Below are 17854 nucleotides of genomic sequence, written 5' to 3'. Positions count from 1 at the left end.
GTTACCTCCGCCCTTGCACCGGCACTGGCGTGCGGGCAACAAGCTGACTGACGACCATTTCAGCATCAAGCTTGTCCCATTTCGCTTCCGGGCGAATAAGCAGGCGATGAGCCAACACGTAGGGAGCGAGGTGCTGCACATCATCCGGGATGACAAAATCGCGGCCATGAATGCATGCGTACGCTTGCGCCGCCTTCATCAAGGCGACTGACCCGCGCGGGCTGACGCCTAAATAGACCGCTTCATGTGTTCGGCTTTGCTGAATAAGATCGACGATATACCGCTTCACCGTGTCGCTCACATGCACATCCGAAACCTTTTGTTGCAGGGCCAGCAGTTCGTCAAGCGACATCACCGGCCCGATCTCCGAAAGCGGCGCCGCTTTTTCCAACCGGTTTAACATTTCGATTTCCTCGTCGGGAGACGGATAGCCCATGTGCAGCTTCACCAAAAACCGGTCAAGCTGAGCCTCGGGGAGCGGGTACGTTCCTTCATATTCAATCGGATTTTGCGTCGCCATCACTAAAAACGGCTGCGGCAGCGCCCGGGTGACGCCGTCAACGGTCACGCTTCCTTCTTCCATCGCTTCCAGGAGCGCCGATTGCGTCTTCGGCGACGTCCGGTTGATCTCATCGGCAAGCACGATATGGGCGACGATCGGCCCGGGCTTGTACTCAAACCGCTGCGTTTTCGGATTATAAACGGAAACGCCGATCACATCGCTCGGCAACAAGTCCGGCGTAAATTGAATGCGCTTCAGCTCAGCGCTGAACGATTTCGCCAACGCACGCACCAACATCGTCTTGCCGACGCCGGGAACGTCTTCAAGCAGCACATGACCTTTAGCCAATAACGCTGTTAAACTGAGGAGGATGACCTCTCGTTTCCCGACGATAACTTGCTCAATGTTGCGGACAACCTTTTCAAAGGAGGAAAGCAGCGGTTCGTTAATCGCCATGACATCAAACTCCTTTTATCGTAATCAATGAATCTTTTAGAGGTAGACAATATATCGTTTATACTATTAATATAATATCGAATATACGCAACTTTTGGAATCAATTTGCAACAAAGGGGAGGAGAAAAATGGGAAAACCCAAATGGACGATGATCGGTCCGGGGCTGATTGTCGCTGCGACCGGGGTCGGGGCTGGAGACTTGGTGGCCGCCCTTGTCGCCGGAACGAACTACGGCCTTGTCTTTATGTGGGCGATTATCGTCGGTGCAGTGTTCAAATTTGTGTTGAATGAAGGGGTCGGCCGTTGGCATTTGCTCAGCGGCAAAACCATTTTCGAGGGCTGGCAATCGATGGGGAAATGGGCCTCGATTTATTTTGGCGTGTACGCCATCATTTGGGGATTTGTCTATGGGGCGGCCGGCACGTCATCATGCGCCTTGGCGATGTCAGCGATGATCCCGTCCATCCCGCTTTGGGCGTGGGCCGTCATCCACGGAGTAGCCGGCTTTGCGATTACTTGGTCCGGCCGCTTTCAATTGTTTGAGCGAGTTATGAACGTGCTCGTCGGACTCATGTTCATTACCGTTGTCGGCTCAGCTCTTCTTGTCTTGCCGCAACTGGACGATCTTTGGAAAACGGCAGTGCCCGACTTGCCGAAAGGCTCGCTGTTATACGCTCTCGGACTGATCGGCGGTGTCGGCGGTTCGATCACGATGGCATCATACGGTTACTGGCTGCAGGAAAACGGATGGAAAGGCCGCTCCTATGTGTCGCCGATGCGCTATGACTCCGCTATTGCCTATATCGTCACCGCCATCTTTACTTTATCGCTGCTTGTGCTTGGGGCAGCCTTGCTGTACGGCACTGACACGACGATCAGCGGCGAGCAAGGACTTGTCTCGTTCGCCACGATCATGGGCAACGAACTGAATCCGGCTGCCCGTTGGCTCTTTTTGCTCGGCTTTTGGTCGGCGTCATTTACGTCGGTCATCGGCGTTTGGAACGGCGTTTCGTATTTGTTTGCCGATTTTGTCCGCAATGTGCGAAAGAAACCTGTGGGCGCAGAATCGCTCAACCGGACAAAAGCGTTCCGGTTCTACGTCTTTTGGCTCACCTTCCCGCCGATGCTCTTGCATTTCATCGGCAAACCGGTCGGACTCATTATCGTCTATGGAGCGCTCGGCGCGCTGTTTATGCCGTTTTTGGCTGTCACACTTCTTTACTTGCTTAATTCGAAAAAAGCGCTTCCGAACGAAGGACGCAACCATTGGCTGTCGAACGCACTGCTCGCTCTTTGCCTGGCACTGTTTGCCGTATTGTCCATCAATGAACTAATCCGCCTGTTTGCCTAGAAAAAACGCTCATCCCGTTTTTCACGGGATGGGCGTTTTTGGACTAAATCATCTTTTCTGGTCTTACCCATTGCTCGTACTGCTCAACGGTAACATACCCGGTTTTTAATGCCGCTTCCTTGAGCGTCAACCCTTCGCGGTGGGCAAGTTTGGCGATTTCCGCCGCCCGGTCATAGCCGATATGCGGGCTTAACGCCGTCACGAGCATGAGCGAACGCTCCACATACTCCTTCATCTTCGCTTCGTTCACTTTCAGCCCTTGGGCGCACCGCTTATCAAACGAACGAATCGCATCGCCGAGCAGTTGCACCGACTGGATGGCGTTGTAGGCGATGACCGGTTTAAACACATTCAATTGAAAGTTGCCTTGGCTCGCCGCAAAACCGATGGCGGCGTCATTGCCGAACACCTGCACGGCGACCATCGTCATCGCTTCGCTTTGCGTCGGATTCACTTTGCCCGGCATGATCGAGCTTCCTGGTTCATTCGCCGGAATGATGATTTCGCCAAGCCCCGAGCGCGGTCCGCTTGCCAGCCAGCGGATGTCATTGGCGATTTTCATCAAATCGGCGGCGAGCGCCTTCAACGCCCCGTGGACGTACACGATCTCATCATGGCTCGTTAACGCATGGAACTTGTTCGCCGCCGAGCGGAATGGATAACCGGTTTGCGCTTTTAGCTGCTCGGCTACCTGCTCGCCAAATCCCGGCGGCGCATTGATCCCGGTGCCGACCGCCGTACCGCCGATCGCCAAATCAAGCAGCTTCTCACTCGCCTCCATGATCATCGCTTTGCTTTTTCCAAGCATCGTCCGCCACCCGGAAATCTCCTGCCCAAACGTGAGCGGTGTGGCATCTTGCAAGTGGGTGCGCCCGATTTTGATCGTCTTCTCATATTGGCGTGCTTTCTCAGCAAACGTTTCGATCAAGCCGTCAAGCGCTGGCAGAAGGTGCGTTTGAATTTTTGTGTAGATCGCGATATGCATCACTGTCGGAAACGTGTCGTTCGAACTTTGTGACATATTCACATCATCGTTCGGATGGATGCTCCCCTCACCGTCCGCGAGCAGCTCGTTCGCTCTTCTCGCCACCACTTCGTTGACATTCATATTTGTCTGCGTCCCGCTTCCCGTCTGCCAGACGACGAGCGGAAAATGGTCATCCCATCGGCCCGCCAAAATTTCCTCGCACGCGGCGACAATCGCCTGTTGCTTCGCTTCACTCAATTTCCCAACCCGATGGTTGACGACGGCCGCCGCCTTTTTCAGCTCAGCGTAGGCGTAAATGAGTTCCAACGGCATTGTTTCCGTGCCGATGCGAAAGTTTTGCCGGCTTCGCTCCGTCTGCGCACCCCAGTACTTATCGGCCGGCACCCGCACCTCACCGAGCGAATCGCGTTCAATTCGTTCGTTCATCGGATGATCCTCCTTCGAGTAAACGCCTTCATTATGTTGTTATTCCCGTTTTGCCCCATTCAACAAGTCAAAATCGATGAAAAAAGATATTTTAACTGTTATAATAAATCATAAATAAAACAACAAAACAGAAAAGTAATATCATTCCTTTTACCTAAAAAATATTCCATTAAAAAATTTTTGACCCATCATCAAAAAGGGGACTTGCATTTTCAAGACAAATCTTGCACCAATATTTAACAAAATACGATATCCAATAATTCAGTAGGGAAATAGTGATTTTAGTTTCCTCTACTTGGATGTTTTTCTTTTTAAGTATATTTTATGGAATTTAACTCTATTTTTACAAAAGGGGATGACTTGCACCAATATGGGTAGACTATACATAAACTAACTCATCGTCCTCGCACACGTCCGCTTAAAAACCAAATTAAAAATGATTGTAAATCATCTCTGATCAATACAAATCAAGAACTACTTGTCCGATACAGGTGCCTACACCTAAACCGGCACCTTTATTAATAAACAAACATTCACAAGGAGGAGCATGGTCATGAATATTAGAGAAAGCGAACTTCCGGGAATTGGTTGTAAATTCGAAATTATTACTCGAAACCAAGATAAACTCGTCATCGTGATCCATGATGATGGGAGAAGGGAAATTTATCACTTTGATTCCGACGATTACGATGAAGTGGTCAGCAGTGTCACATTAAGCGACCAAGAGGCGCGGCAAATCGCCGGCATACTCGGGGGAATGGCCTACAAACCAAAGGCGCTTGAGAGCGTTGAATTTGCTTTTGATGATTTAATTATCGAATGGTTTCAGGTGGAGCCAAACGCCCCCGCTGTCAATAAAAAAATCGGTGATCTCGATATAAGAAGCCAATTTGGTGTTACAGTGATTGCCATTAAAAAGAAACACTCCCAAAAATCTCATAATCCTGGACCAGATACAGTGATTGAAGCCGGAGATACATTAGTGATATCTGGAGAAAGGCAACAGATTAAGGAAATTATCAGCAAATTGTTGTCGAATAAGGAGTGATGTAAATAAATGGATCACTTAGTATTGGAAGTGGGAACTGCGCTCGTTTTAATTGCTATCGGAGCCATGATCGCTAACAGGTTGAATTTCTCGATTATCCCCTTTCTCATTATCATCGGTATGATAGTAGGTCCTCATGCCCCCACGATTGGGATCATTGACTTAACCTTTATCGAAAGCAATGAAATCATCCAATTTTTAGGAAGAATCGGGGTGCTATTTTTACTCTTTTATTTAGGTCTCGAGTTTTCTGTAGGCAAGTTGATTAAGTCCGGAAAAAACATTGTGATCGGCGGAAGCTTTTATGTCGCGTTAAACTTCGTTTTAGGGCTGCTTTACGGCCGGATCGTCGGAATGCCTTGGTCAGAAACGCTTATTATTGCCGGACTTCTTAGTGTATCGTCGAGCGCGATTGTAGCAAAAGTTCTCGTCGATTTAAAACGAACCGCCAATCCGGAAACAGAGCTTATTTTAGGAATGATCCTTTTTGACGACATTTTTTTAGCACTATTTTTAACGACAATCTCAGGCTTTTTGCTTTCCGGTTCCACCTCATTTTTGGGAATCAGCTTGTCTGTGTTAACGTCCGTCGGCTACATGTTGCTGTTTTTTGTCGTCGCCCGAAAAGGAGCACCTTTGCTCAATAAATGGCTAAACATTAAATCCGATGAAATATTTATCATCGTCATATTCGCCATTCTGTTTTTTATTGCCGGTTTTTCCGAAACCATTCACGTTGCCGAGGCTATTGGCGCCTTATTGCTCGGGCTTGTCTTTTCAGAAACGGAACATCGCGATCGCATTGAACATTTAGTGATTCCGTTCCGAGACTTTTTTGGAGCCGTCTTTTTCTTTAGCTTCGGATTGAGTATTGACCCTTCCACTTTAATTGATGCGTTTTGGCTCTCCTTAGGGGCTGTCGTCGTGACCTTAATCGCCAATATGGTGGCCGGCATGATAGCCGGGAGAAGAGCAGGTTTATCCCACAAAGCCTCCACAAACATCGGGTTAACGATTACGGCGCGCGGCGAGTTTTCCATTATTGTGGCGAACCTGGGGATTACAGCAGGGTTAAACCCTATACTAACCCCGTTTACAGCCCTTTACGTTCTTATGCTTGCTATATTAGGACCGCTCTTCGCAAGAGAGAGCAAAAGTGTTTATAAATGGCTGAACAAAGTATTCAAATGGGACGAAAAAGCCAAAAATGAAAAGAAAGAAAAGCTAAAAGTTGCAGAAAAAAACTGAACGCTCTCCTACCCGGGCGAACGCTTCAGTGACAAGAAAAAACGCGATTGATTTTCACCGATCACATGGCCAAAAAGGCGGTTCGCTCCGCCTTCTTTTTCGTTGTTCATCTTTCTCCTCTCCTCCCTTAAAATCCGTGACGAGCAACGGCCTATATATTCCCCTCAAACTGTAGATAAATGGCTCTTTCACGAAAGAAAAATATGAATCACATCCAAGCAATAGGAGTTTTGATCCAACATGGATGATTTTCGTGGTCAAAATGCGGCCAAAAGAAAAAGAACACCGGGGAAACCCCCAGTGTTCCAAGGTTTTTTGCGGTAAGATTACATCATGCCGCCCATGTCCGGCATGCTCGGGTTGCCGCCTTTATTTTCCTCCGGTTTGTCAGCCACAACGGCTTCTGTTGTCAGCACCATGGCGGCAACAGATGCAGCGTTTTGCAGCGCCGAACGAGTTACTTTCGTCGGGTCGACGATACCGGCTTCGATCATGTCTACCCACTCGCCCGTTGCCGCATTGAAACCAACACCTGCTTTTTCGTTTTTCAGACGCTCAACAATGATCGAGCCTTCCAAACCAGCGTTTTGCGCGATTTGGCGAACCGGCTCTTCGATCGCCCGCAAGACGATTTTCACACCCGTTGCCTCATCGCCCTCTGCTTGGATGGCCGCGACTTTGTTGTAAACGTTCATCAACGCCGTGCCACCGCCGGCAACAATGCCTTCTTCAACTGCAGCGCGAGTCGAGTTGAGCGCGTCTTCGATGCGCAGTTTGCGTTCTTTCAATTCCGTTTCCGTTGCCGCGCCGACTTTGATCACTGCTACGCCGCCAGCCAATTTCGCCAAGCGTTCTTGCAGTTTTTCGCGGTCGAATTCAGACGTTGTTTCTTCAAGCTGCGCACGAATTTGGTTGACGCGCGCTTTGATGCGTTCAGAATCGCCAGCGCCTTCGACGATCGTCGTCGTTTCTTTCGTCACGACCACTTTCGACGCACGGCCAAGCGACGCAATCGTTGTCGATTTCAGTTCGCGACCGAGCTCTTCGGAGATGACTTCACCGCCTGTTAAAATCGCAATGTCTTCGAGCATCGCTTTACGGCGGTCACCGAAGCCAGGCGCTTTAACGGCTACCGCGTTGAACGTACCGCGCAGTTTGTTGACGACGAGCGTTGCCAATGCTTCGCCTTCGACATCTTCGGCAATGATCAAGAGCGGACGGCCGTGTTGGACGACTTGTTCTAAAATCGGCAACAGTTCTTGGATGCTCGATACTTTTTTGTCCGTAATCAAGATGTACGGATTTTCGAGAACAGCTTCCATTTTTTCCGTATCCGTAATCATGTACGGCGAAACATAGCCGCGGTCGAATTGCATCCCTTCGACAACATCGAGTTCTGTCGTAAAGCCTTTCGATTCTTCGAGCGTGATGACGCCGTCATTGCCGACGCGTTCCATCGCTTCAGCGATCAATTGACCGACTTCCTCATCAGCCGCCGAGATCGCAGCAACTTGAGCAATCGACTCTTTCCCTTTGATCGGTTTGGAGATGGCTTTTAACTCTTCAACAGCAACCGCCACCGCCTTTTCAATCCCGCGGCGGATGCCCATCGGATTCGCGCCGGCTGCTACGTTTTTCAGGCCTTCACGAATCATGGCCTGCGCCAATACGGTAGCAGTTGTCGTCCCGTCCCCAGCGATGTCGTTCGTTTTGCTGGCGACTTCAGCGACTAATTTCGCGCCCATGTTTTCAAACGGATCTTCGAGCTCGATTTCTTTTGCAATGGTTACCCCGTCATTCGTGATGAGCGGAGAACCGAATTTTTTCTCCAATACAACGTTGCGGCCTTTCGGACCCAACGTAACTTTCACCGCATCTGCGAGTTTGTCCACCCCGCGCAACATCGCACGGCGCGCTTCTTCGCTGAACTTAATTTCTTTTGCCATACCCCGTTACCTCCTTATGAATTAGTCGCACTGCATGCCGTAAAAAAGTTAAGTATTCGTGTCATGAATAAAGTTGCGTATTTCGTATGTTTTTCAGAATGTTTATGTGGTAAACGCATATATTAGCCGATGACGGCTAAAATATCGCTTTCACGCAAAATTAAGTATTCTTTGCCGTCGTATTTCACTTCCGTGCCGGCATATTTCGAGAAAATGATCCGGTCGCCGACTTCGACTTCCGGCGCGACACGTTGGCCGTTATCGAGCACGCGGCCTGTGCCGACAGCAACGACGCGGCCTTCTTGCGGCTTTTCTTTCGCCGTATCCGGCAGCACGATGCCGCTGGCCGTTTTTTCTTCGGTTTCCACGATTTCAATGACAATACGATCGCCTAATGGCTTCAACACGGGAAACAACCTCCTTAACGATAGTTTTCACCGTTCTTATTAGCACTCATCACAATCGAGTGCTAACACACTTATAATATTAATGAACTCTTCTCCGTTTTGCAAGTAGGAAATACAAAAAAATAACTGTTTTTCTTTTATACGAGAGGAAAGGAGAAAATGAGCTGAACCGCCCCCTCAGCCCATGCGCCTGTCCGCTCGAACCCGTTTTCATTATTGCACATTTCCGAAACCGATAAACAGCGTCTGCTCATTTTTTTGCCATCACGATCCGCCTCTGATAGGCGCGCTTTTCTTATCATTTCGCGGAACATGTGCTACAATACGGATATATTTGAAATAAAGGGGTAAAGTGATTTGAAACGCCACTACTGGTATGTCATTATCACATATATCGCCATGCAGCTGTCTGCCTTTGTCGGCGTGCCGCTCCTCCGTGCCCTCGGCGTTGGTCAAGGTGCACAAACACGCCTTGAAGCAGCGAAAATCGCCTCCGGGTATTGGGCGGTCATCAGCTTTTTATTGGCTTTTGCCATCATTTTATGGTTGCTCCGCGGCGACCGCGATGAGCGGGCGATGCGGCGTCTGTCGCTTGCTTCGTCATGGATGTGGGCGATCTCGGGCGTCTTTTTGGCGCTCGCATCGCAAAGCATTGCTGCCAATATCGAATGGCGTCTATTGGGCATCGAGCCAGGCTCGGAAAACACACAGCACATCATTGACATCATCCGCCTGACGCCATTGCTCGTCGTCGTCACGTCGATCGTCGGCCCGATTTTAGAGGAGCTCATTTTCCGCAAAATCATTTTTGGCTCGCTTTATGAAAAGTACAACTTTTGGTTTGCGGCACTGGTCAGCTCTCTTCTGTTCGCCATCGTGCACATGGAGCCGGAACATTTGCTTTTGTACACGTCCATGGGGATGGTATTCGCCTTTTTATACGCCAAAACCGGGCGCATTTTCGTGCCAATGTTCGCCCACGTAGCGATGAATACGTTTGTCGTTGTCGTTCAAATTTTGTTGGCTGATGAATTGGAAAACATGATGCGTCAGGCGGAACTGCCGTTGGCTGTTTGGAGGTTTTGGCTATGACGCGCCACCCGCGGCTGTTTTCGCTCCCGTATTTCATCTTGGGCTTCCTGTTTACGTATTTGGCGATTGAAAGCGTCCATGAAACCATTTGGAATGTCACGACGATCGCGTTGGCAGCGTTGGCCGCTTTTGATTTCAGCACTGCCCTTCGCCTGTTCTTCACACCAAGACGATGAAACCCTCCCGTTGGGGAGGGTTTTTGCCTGGCGCCGTATCAACCGTCCTCTCGCTGTTGTCCGTAACGTGAATCAACGCTTTCCTGCTCCGCCGCTAATTGTGCCTTTCGATAGCCAATTTTTGCAATCCATATGCTTCCTTCATACAAAAGCGTCAGTGGAATCATGACGATCACTTGCGACAACACATCTGGCGGTGTAATGGCCGCCGCCAATATCAACAGAGCCAAATACGCATACTTGCGGATGTGAACAAGAAGTTGCGGCGTAATCAATCCTAAACGGGTGAAAAACAACACAACAATCGGCAGCTGAAACACAATGCCAAACGGCAACACGAGCTGGAGCAAAAACTGGAAATATTCGTTAATGCCGATCATCTGTTGAATGCCGAGCCGTTCCGCCAACTGATTCATAAACCGGACGACAAATGGAAACAAGACGAAATACGCAAAACTAACCCCAGCTAAAAATAGAATGATCGACGCCGGAATATAGCTGAGCGTCACCCGCCGCTCTTTTTCATACAGCCCTGGGCTGACAAACGCCCAAATTTGGTACAGCAACACCGGAGCAGACAGCACAGCGGCGAGCACAAAGGCAAACTGAAAATATACTTTAATCGGATCGGTGAGACGGAAAGCGTTCATCGTTAGTTGTTTTGCCTCGGCGGTCTGCTGCAAATACACAATAACGTCATCGACAAAGAAGAAACTGGCAATGAGCGCCGCGGCGAAAAAGAGAAGCACGATGATAAGCCGTTTCCGCAGCTCTCCGAGGTGTTCATACACCGACATTTCTTTGTCATTCATCGTTTCCCCATCCTGCCTTGTCACCGGTCGGTTTTGTTTTCCTCGTCATCGGCCAACCCTTTCGTTGCATCTTTAAACTCGCGCAGCGACTGGCCGAACGACCGCCCGAGCTCCGGCAATTTTTTCGCGCCAAACAGCAGCAAAATCACAAGGACAATCAAAATGTATTTCACGCTTTATTCTCTCCTTTATGATGGCGATGGATAATTTTTCAAAAAATAAACGAGCGACTGCAATTCAATGGCCAAATCGATATGGTGGACGCGGATATGCCTCGGTACATTCAAGCGCGCCGGGGTGAAGTTTAAAATGCCTTTAATCCCCCGGGCGACAAGGCGGTCGGTAAGCGCTTGGGCCACCGCGGCCGGCACGGTTAAAATGGCGACCGGAATATCGCCGCCAAGCCGCTCCTCGAGCTCATTGAGATGATAGACTGGCACACCGCCGACTGTCGATCCGACTTTCCGTTCATCGACATCAAACGCCATGACAATTTTTGTGTTGTTATTTTTCGAAAAGTTGTAGTTTAAAAAGGCGGTGCCTAAATTGCCGACTCCGAACAAGGCGACTTCCGTCACTTCATCCTCTTCAAGCGTTTGGCGGAAAAACGACAACAAATAATTCACATTATACCCGTACCCTTTTTTGCCGAGGGCGCCAAAATACGAAAAGTCGCGGCGAATCGTCGCCGGGTCGACTTTCACCGCCTCGCTTAGCTCGGCAGAGGATACACGCTGTTTGCCTGACGCATGCAAGTTCTTCAAAAACCGGTAATACAGCGGCAGCCGTTTCGCGGTTGCCTGCGGAATTTTCGGTTGTTCGTTGCTCATGGTTTCATCCCCCAACTAATCGGTTTTCCGTCGATAATGGCCGGACTTCCCGCCCGTTTTTTCGACCAAATACGTCGGACCGATGATCATCCCTTTATCAATCGCTTTGCACATATCATACACGGTTAACGCACACACCGAGGCGGCCGTCAGCGCTTCCATTTCCACCCCTGTGCTCCCTTTCGTCTTGACCGTCACGGTCATCACAAGTTTATACGCTTCCGCCTCTTTTTCCCAAGCAAAGGCAATATCGACGCCTTTTAACATGAGCGGATGGCACATCGGAATGAGATCGGCCGTTTTTTTCGCCGCCATCACTCCGGCCACTTGGGCCACGGCCAACACGTCCCCTTTCCCGATGGCGTTGTTCGTTATTTTTTCATAAATCTCTTCGCTGACGGTGATGCTCGTTTTTGCCACTGCCACCCGTACCGTGTCTTCCTTGTTGGTAATATCGACCATTTTCGCGCGTCCTTGTTCATTGAAATGAGTAAACGACGACAAGACAATCTCCTCCACTTATAAACTATACACGATTTTTCATTATCTGTCTTTGACCGTTTTGACGACATACGTTAAACTATTCCGAGAGGTGAAACGACATGATGATTTTGCAGGTGCACCAGCTCACGAAATATTTTGGCGCTGACCTTATTTTATCGAATATAAAACTAGAAATACAGTCCCGCGACCGAATCGCTCTCGTCGGCCGCAACGGCGCAGGAAAATCGACATTGTTAAAAATCATCGCCGGCGAACTTTCTTACGACAGCGGCGAGATCATCAAGCCAAGCCATATCAAGATTGGCTATTTGGCGCAAAGCAGCAGTCTTGACTCGTCACGTTCCATTTGGGACGAGATGCTCGACGTGTTCGCACCGCTTCGGGCGATCGAAGCACAGTTGGCAGAGTTCGGCACCCAACTTGGCGACCCAGATGTGCTCGCCGATCCATCTCGCTACGAAAAAACGCTCAAAGCCTATGACGAACTGCAAGAGCAGTACAAAGAACAAGGGGGCTACCAGTACGAAGCCGACATCCGCTCTGTTTTGCACGGGCTGCAATTTTCGTCATACGATTACAAAACAACGCCCGTTTCCTCGCTAAGCGGCGGACAGCGGACGCGGCTTGCCCTCGGAAAACTTCTATTATCTAAGCCGGATTTGCTGATTTTAGACGAGCCGACCAACCATTTGGATCTTGAAACACTCTCTTGGTTGGAGCAATATTTGCAGGCATACCCTGGCGCCGTCCTGCTCGTTTCCCACGACCGCTATTTTTTAGATAAAGTCGTCACTGAGGTATACGAGCTGTCCAACGCGACACTTAAGCGGTATACGGGCAACTATAGCCGCTATTTGGAACAACGGGCCGAGCAATATGAACAAGAGTTAAAACGATATGAGAAACAGCAAGAACAAATCGCCCGTCTCGAAGACTTCATCCGGCGCAACATCGCCCGCGCCTCGACGACCAAACGAGCGCAAAGCCGACGAAAACAGCTAGAAAAAATGGAACGGCTCGAACGCCCCACTGGAGATGAGAAATCGGCCTCCTTTTCCTTCTCGATCGAACGGCCTAGCGGCCATGAAGTGCTTACCGCCGAAGAACTGGCCGTTGGTTACGGCGAGGGAACACCCGTCATCCGTCAAATCAGCTTTCGCATCACGCGTGGAGAAAGCATCGCCTTAGTCGGACCGAACGGCATCGGCAAATCAACATTGCTAAAAGCGGTCGCCCGTCGGCTTCCTGTCCAAGCAGGAAGGCTTCGCTACGGCTCAAACGTCCAAATCGGCTATTATGATCAAAATCAAGCCGATTTATCATCGAATAAACGAGTGCTTGATGAACTATGGGATGCCTACCCGGACAAAACCGAGAAAGAAATCCGCACCGTGCTCGGCAACTTTTTATTTTCCGGCGATGACGTCTTAAAACCGGTCTCGGCGTTAAGCGGCGGGGAAAAGGCGCGCCTGGCGCTCGCCAAACTGATGCTGCAAAAGGCGAACGTTCTTATTTTGGACGAGCCGACCAACCATTTGGATCTCGACAGCAAACAGGTGCTCGAACAAGCGCTCATCGACTATCCAGGTACCATTTTGTTCGTCTCCCACGACCGTTATTTCATTAACCGAATTGCGACGAAGCTGTTCGAGCTATCAAGCGGCGGCCTCACCGAATATTTAGGCGACTACGATTACTACATCGCCAAAAAAGCGGAAATGTGCGAACTGGCGCGCCTCAACGCCCACTCGGACAAAACGCCGGACAGCAGTGAATCGACCAAATCCACTTATGAACAGGAAAAAGAAGAGAAAAAGCGGCAGCGCCAGCGCCAACGCCGTCTGGATGAGATCGAGGCTGAGATCGAGGCGCTTGAGGCGCAAATCGCCGAAGTGGAACAGCAATTATGCGACCCGTCTGTTTATGGCGATTATGAAACCGTGCAGCAGTTGTCGCAACAAAACGAAGAGCGAAAACAACAAGTGGAAAAGTTATTGGCCGAATGGGAACAGCTTTACACTTCACTATAACCCCATCCCCATAGCCCGCCCGTGATCGTGGCGGGCTGTTTTTTTAAGTTAGTCACATTATCCACAAAAAAATCCACAATTCCACCTGTGAAATATAAGTTATTCACCGACTTTTCCACATTATCCACAAACAATCCCTTCCTTTTGCCCAAAACGCACTGTGTATTGCTGCCCTTATGTTTGTAGTATTTTCTCACCTTTTCCACATTGCCCACATCTTGTGGATAAAAATATACACAACCCCTTTTGATCGAAGACAACCAAAACTTGCTCCCTAAACAAAAAGGGCGGTTCTCTTGCCTACTGCAAGCAACCACCCTTTTGTTCTTTATTTTCAACTACATAAGTGGCAAGCCTGGATTGGCATTGAGTGCTAGGTCGGCTCGCTTGCCTTGTTGATGCATTACCGTTCCGGCCGCGGCGATCATCGCCGCGTTGTCGGTGCATAACGACAACGGCGGGATGACCAGCTCCACATCCGGGAGCTCTTTCATTTTGTCTTGCAGCGCGGACCGCAACCCGCGGTTGGCCGCCACCCCGCCGGCGAGCAGCACTTGCTGCACACCGTACTGTTTCGCCGCCTGCACGGTTTTCGTCACTAGCACATCGATGACGCTCGCTTGAAAGCTCGCTGCCATCTGCTTCGGATCAATCTCCTCACCGCGCTGCTTTGCATTATGAAGCACATTGAGCACGGCGGATTTTAAGCCGCTGAAGCTAAAATCGTACGACCCTTCCTCGAGCCATGCCCGCGGCAAGTCAATCACCGGCTCCCCCTCATGGGCAAGCCGGTCAATGTGCGGCCCCCCTGGGTACGGCAAGTTCAACGCCCGGGCGACCTTGTCATACGCTTCGCCAGCTGCGTCGTCGCGCGTCTCGCCAATGACTTGAAACGCCCCGTGTCCTTCCATGTAAACAAGCTCCGTATGCCCGCCGGAAACGACAAGCGCCAACAGCGGAAATTTCATCTCCGCCACGAGCTGGTTGGCATAAATATGACCGGCAATATGATGCACCCCGATAAGCGGCAAGCCGTGGGCAAACGCGAGCGCCTTGGCAGCGTTCACCCCGACAAGAAGCGCCCCAACCAACCCCGGCCCGGCCGTCACCGCAATGGCATCAAGATCGGAAAACGATACGCCAGCCTGCTGCATCGCCTCCTCAATCACGAGTGTAATTTGTTCGACATGGTGGCGCGAGGCAATTTCCGGCACAACGCCGCCAAACCGCCGATGGCTTTCCATTTGCGATGCGACAACATTCGATAAAATCTCTTTTCCGTTTTTCACCACGGCCGCCGCTGTTTCATCGCAGCTCGTTTCAATCCCTAATACATGCACGTTTTCATTCATCTCAGTTTCACCCACATCACTAGCGCATCTTCAAAATTATCCGGATAATACCGTTTGCGGATGCCGCCATTGCGAAACCCGAGCTTTCGGTACAACGACTGGGCGACATGGTTCGAGACGCGCACTTCCAACGTCATCGTCGCCGCCCCATGCTGCCTGGCTGTTTCCATCAGGCGGCGCATAAGCGCTTCGCCGAGCTTTTGTCCGCGAAACTGCGGCAGCACGGCGACGTTCGTCACATGCGCTTCATCAATCACGAGCCACATCCCCGCATACCCGATGATCCGTCCGCGATACACCATGACAATATATTTGGCATAACGGTTGTACATCAGTTCGTTGTAAAAAGATTCCCGGCTCCACGGCGCGGTAAACGACGCCCGTTCAATTTGCACGACCTCATCGATATCATGAACGGTCATCAGCCGGAATTGTACATCGATCCCCATCGTCCCCGTCCCCTTTTTGTCTCGCAAGCCATTTCGCTTCGGCTTCCGCAAGGCGGATATAGTTTGGCACAAACGTATGCGGATTCTCATGTTCTTTCTCTTTTCCAAGCATGACGAGCTCACCTGGCCGCGGCAATGTTAACGGCGGCGGCGCGAGGAAAGCCCGCCCGCCTAAGCGGCTCCGAAACAGTTCACCATATACCGGCGCATCCGTCCCGATGAACAAGACATCCTCTTCCCGCCTGCGTAAATGATCGGCCCACTTGTCCGCCGCTACAATCCGGTCCGCTTCGAGGCAACGGAGGGCTCCGTTCTCGTACCGGTACAACCCAGTGTAAATCTGCCCGCGCCGCGCGTCAAACAGAGGAACGATCACGCCGGGAAAATAACGGCCATTAGCGGCAAGCACCTCTAAACTCGATACACCGGCTATCGGGATGCCGAGCGACCAAGCAAGTGTTTTCGCAATAGTCACACCGATCCGCACCCCAGTATAAGATCCGGGACCCTTGGCGACAACGATTAAATCGAGCTCATTGGGCGCCATCCCGCATTGCCGAAGCAACGATTCAATAGCCGGCATCGCCCGGGCGGAATGATCCTTTTTTACACTCGTCACAAGTTCCCCCTTAATGGCATCCCCATCCGCCACAGCAATGCCAAGCGGCATATTTGATGTATCAATCCCTAATATTTTCATGACGCAAAAATCTCCTTGCATAGCTGTTCATAGCGCCGCCCTAACGGCTCAAACACAAGTCTCCGTTCATCGCCGCCATAGCGAAACAAAGAAACAGTCAGCCGCTCCTCAGGCAGCTGGCCCGCAATCAAATGGGCCCACTCGACGACTGTAACACCGTCGCCATTGAAATATTCGTCAAACCCAAGATCCTCCCATTCGTCTTCAAGACGATATACATCCATATGGTAAAGCGGCAGCCGTCCATCATACTGCTTGATGATCGTGAATGTCGGACTGTTGACGTTTTGCGTAATGCCCAGCCCTTCGGCAAGCCCTTTCGTAAACGTCGTTTTCCCTGCTCCTAAATCACCTTCTAACGCGATGACCATCCCTGGACGAAGCCGTTCTGCAAGCCGGCGGGCAACCGCTTTCGTCTCTTCCGGAGAATGCACGGTAAGTTCAAACTGCTTCATGGCGTTCCACCTTATCCCATTTTATCATCTTTACTCTCGCTTTTGAAATTTTACCATAAGGAACCACCACGTTGCCACTGACGATGCCAAAAAACCGGCTAATGCAAAGCAAAAGGACTGCCCTGTTGAGGCCGCTGGGCCTCCTGGGCAGTCCTACGATAAATATCCGTCCAAAAAAGAAAAAAGGGAATTAGGCGTGTTGCTACTCCCTGGTGAATGAGATTGCCTAGCAGCGACCTACTCTTGCAGGGGCGCTGGCCCCAACTACCATCGGCGCTGGAGGGCTTAACTTCCGTGTTCGGGATGGGAACGGGTGTTTCCCCTCCGCTATCACCACTAGGCCATATGAGGTTGTCAGGAATTCGTTCCCTGAAAACTAGATAACCGTTGTCGGAAGAAGCGGCGCTTGCGCTTTTCGTGCTGTCTAGCTTCGGCTCGCCGCCGCTCGGGGTCAAATAACCTTCGCCTTCGGGATCGCAAATCCCTGCAGGCGAAGAACATTTGCCCATCGCGGCGACCCGCTCGCCTGCGCTTTTCACTGTCTAGTTCCGGCCGCCATCGGCTCGCGACGCTTCGGTCCTGCTGCGGCGGCGACACATTGCATACGCTCCTGTGATACCACCCACGCAGAACCAAGCTTTGGCTTGGTTCGAGCCTCCTCGCAGGCCCTCCAGCGCGTTTCGCCGATAAGCGGGCGGCCTCCACTTTTCTTGGTTAAGCCCTCGATCGATTAGTATCCGTCAGCTGCACGTGTCGCCACGCTTCCACCTCGGACCTATCGACCTCGTCATCTTCGAGGGATCTTACTCGCTTCACGCGATGGGAAATCTCATCTTGAGGGGGGCTTCACGCTTAGATGCTTTCAGCGCTTATCCCGTCCGCACATAGCTACCCAGCGGTGCCCCTGGCGGGACAACTGGTACACCAGCGGTGCGTCCATCCCGGTCCTCTCGTACTAAGGACAGCTCCTCGCAAATTTCCTGCGCCCACGACGGATAGGGACCGAACTGTCTCACGACGTTCTGAACCCAGCTCGCGTACCGCTTTAATGGGCGAACAGCCCAACCCTTGGGACCGACTA

General features: G+C 50.9%; 19 protein-coding genes and 2 rRNA genes (1 of these 21 cut by a window edge). 6 read left to right on the top strand and 15 right to left on the bottom strand.

The annotated features are described in order from the left end of the window. Position 1 precedes the first annotated feature (1 nt). The gene (locus M493_RS01370; protein WP_020958476.1) at positions 2-958 is read right to left on the bottom strand and encodes an AAA family ATPase; all 957 of its coding nucleotides are present in this window, start codon (positions 956-958) and stop codon (positions 2-4) included. 128 nt (positions 959-1086) lie between these two features. On the opposite strand from M493_RS01370, the gene M493_RS01365 reads away from it, so the two are divergent. Continuing rightward, positions 1087-2310: an Nramp family divalent metal transporter gene (locus tag M493_RS01365; RefSeq protein ID WP_020958475.1), complete on the top strand. Its 1224-nt coding sequence runs from the start codon at positions 1087-1089 to the stop codon at positions 2308-2310. A 43-nt stretch (positions 2311-2353) separates the two neighbouring features. Here the strand turns inward: M493_RS01365 and fumC are convergent, their stop codons facing one another. Further along, on the bottom strand, positions 2354-3724 hold the full coding sequence (fumC, locus tag M493_RS01360; RefSeq protein ID WP_020958474.1) for a class II fumarate hydratase: 1371 nt from the start codon (positions 3722-3724) through the stop codon (positions 2354-2356). Positions 3725-4277: 553 nt separating this feature from the next. On the opposite strand from fumC, the gene M493_RS01355 reads away from it, so the two are divergent. Together M493_RS01355 and M493_RS01350 are read left to right on the top strand one after the other, a co-directional pair. After that, complete coding sequence (locus M493_RS01355) at positions 4278-4772, top strand: cation:proton antiporter regulatory subunit (protein WP_020958473.1); 495 nt, start codon at positions 4278-4280, stop codon at positions 4770-4772. Positions 4773-4781: 9 nt separating this feature from the next. Next, complete coding sequence (locus tag M493_RS01350; RefSeq protein ID WP_020958472.1) at positions 4782-6020, top strand: cation:proton antiporter; 1239 nt, start codon at positions 4782-4784, stop codon at positions 6018-6020. Between the two features lie 326 nt (positions 6021-6346). On the opposite strand, the gene groL is transcribed toward M493_RS01350, so the two are convergent. Beyond that, positions 6347-7966: a chaperonin GroEL gene (gene groL, locus M493_RS01345; RefSeq protein ID WP_020958470.1), complete on the bottom strand. Its 1620-nt coding sequence runs from the start codon at positions 7964-7966 to the stop codon at positions 6347-6349. 122 nt (positions 7967-8088) lie between these two features. Further along, the gene (gene groES / locus M493_RS01340) at positions 8089-8373 is read right to left on the bottom strand and encodes a co-chaperone GroES (protein ID WP_020958469.1); all 285 of its coding nucleotides are present in this window, start codon (positions 8371-8373) and stop codon (positions 8089-8091) included. A gap of 357 nt (positions 8374-8730) precedes the next feature. On the opposite strand from groES, the gene M493_RS01335 reads away from it, so the two are divergent. Both M493_RS01335 and M493_RS01330 read left to right on the top strand, forming a co-directional pair. Next, positions 8731-9465, top strand: coding sequence for a CPBP family intramembrane glutamic endopeptidase (locus M493_RS01335; RefSeq protein WP_020958468.1), 735 nt, complete (start codon positions 8731-8733; stop codon positions 9463-9465). Next, positions 9462-9641, top strand: coding sequence for a YdiK family protein (locus M493_RS01330; protein ID WP_020958467.1), 180 nt, complete (start codon positions 9462-9464; stop codon positions 9639-9641). Before M493_RS01335 ends, M493_RS01330 begins: the two co-directional genes overlap by 4 nt. Before the next feature lie 38 nt (positions 9642-9679). On the opposite strand, the gene tatC is transcribed toward M493_RS01330, so the two are convergent. From tatC to moaC, 4 genes are read right to left on the bottom strand one after another with little or no spacing between them, the layout of a single operon-like run. Continuing rightward, on the bottom strand, positions 9680-10453 hold the full coding sequence (gene tatC / locus M493_RS01325) for a twin-arginine translocase subunit TatC (RefSeq protein ID WP_020958466.1): 774 nt from the start codon (positions 10451-10453) through the stop codon (positions 9680-9682). Positions 10454-10473: 20 nt separating this feature from the next. After that, entirely contained in the window at positions 10474-10626 is a 153-nt protein-coding gene (gene tatA, locus M493_RS01320) for a twin-arginine translocase TatA/TatE family subunit (protein ID WP_020958465.1), read from the bottom strand. Positions 10627-10641: 15 nt separating this feature from the next. After that, entirely contained in the window at positions 10642-11283 is a 642-nt protein-coding gene (locus tag M493_RS01315; RefSeq protein ID WP_023817429.1) for a redox-sensing transcriptional repressor Rex, read from the bottom strand. A 15-nt stretch (positions 11284-11298) separates the two neighbouring features. Further along, entirely contained in the window at positions 11299-11787 is a 489-nt protein-coding gene (gene moaC, locus M493_RS01310) for a cyclic pyranopterin monophosphate synthase MoaC (protein WP_020958463.1), read from the bottom strand. Between the two features lie 98 nt (positions 11788-11885). On the opposite strand from moaC, the gene M493_RS01305 reads away from it, so the two are divergent. Next, positions 11886-13817, top strand: coding sequence for an ABC-F family ATP-binding cassette domain-containing protein (locus M493_RS01305; RefSeq protein ID WP_020958462.1), 1932 nt, complete (start codon positions 11886-11888; stop codon positions 13815-13817). Here the strand turns inward: M493_RS01305 and M493_RS01300 are convergent. From M493_RS01300 to M493_RS01270, 7 genes are all read right to left on the bottom strand, one after another. Further along, positions 13802-14077, bottom strand: coding sequence for a hypothetical protein (locus M493_RS01300; RefSeq protein WP_023817427.1), 276 nt, complete (start codon positions 14075-14077; stop codon positions 13802-13804). The two genes, M493_RS01305 and M493_RS01300, sit on opposite strands and share 16 nt — an antisense overlap. A 78-nt stretch (positions 14078-14155) precedes the next feature. Continuing rightward, entirely contained in the window at positions 14156-15169 is a 1014-nt protein-coding gene (gene tsaD / locus M493_RS01295) for a tRNA (adenosine(37)-N6)-threonylcarbamoyltransferase complex transferase subunit TsaD (RefSeq protein WP_020958460.1), read from the bottom strand. Beyond that, a complete protein-coding gene (gene rimI / locus M493_RS01290) occupies positions 15166-15618 on the bottom strand; it encodes a ribosomal protein S18-alanine N-acetyltransferase (protein ID WP_020958459.1) in 453 nt (150 codons plus the stop codon). Before rimI ends, tsaD begins: the two co-directional genes overlap by 4 nt. After that, complete coding sequence (gene tsaB / locus M493_RS01285; protein WP_020958458.1) at positions 15578-16318, bottom strand: tRNA (adenosine(37)-N6)-threonylcarbamoyltransferase complex dimerization subunit type 1 TsaB; 741 nt, start codon at positions 16316-16318, stop codon at positions 15578-15580. Before tsaB ends, rimI begins: the two co-directional genes overlap by 41 nt. Beyond that, positions 16315-16773: a tRNA (adenosine(37)-N6)-threonylcarbamoyltransferase complex ATPase subunit type 1 TsaE gene (gene tsaE, locus M493_RS01280; protein WP_020958457.1), complete on the bottom strand. Its 459-nt coding sequence runs from the start codon at positions 16771-16773 to the stop codon at positions 16315-16317. The genes tsaB and tsaE overlap by 4 nt, the downstream gene beginning before the upstream one ends. 224 nt (positions 16774-16997) lie before the next feature. After that, a 5S ribosomal RNA gene (gene rrf, locus M493_RS01275) occupies positions 16998-17114 on the bottom strand. Between the two features lie 369 nt (positions 17115-17483). Beyond that, positions 17484-17854: ribosomal RNA gene (locus tag M493_RS01270) — 23S ribosomal RNA — on the bottom strand (it continues 2557 nt past the right edge of the window).

The organism is Geobacillus genomosp. 3 (genome assembly GCF_000445995.2).
In the GTDB taxonomy this organism is placed as follows: Bacteria; Bacillota; Bacilli; order Bacillales; family Anoxybacillaceae; genus Geobacillus.
This window is presented reverse-complemented; position numbering and strand designations above follow the sequence as displayed.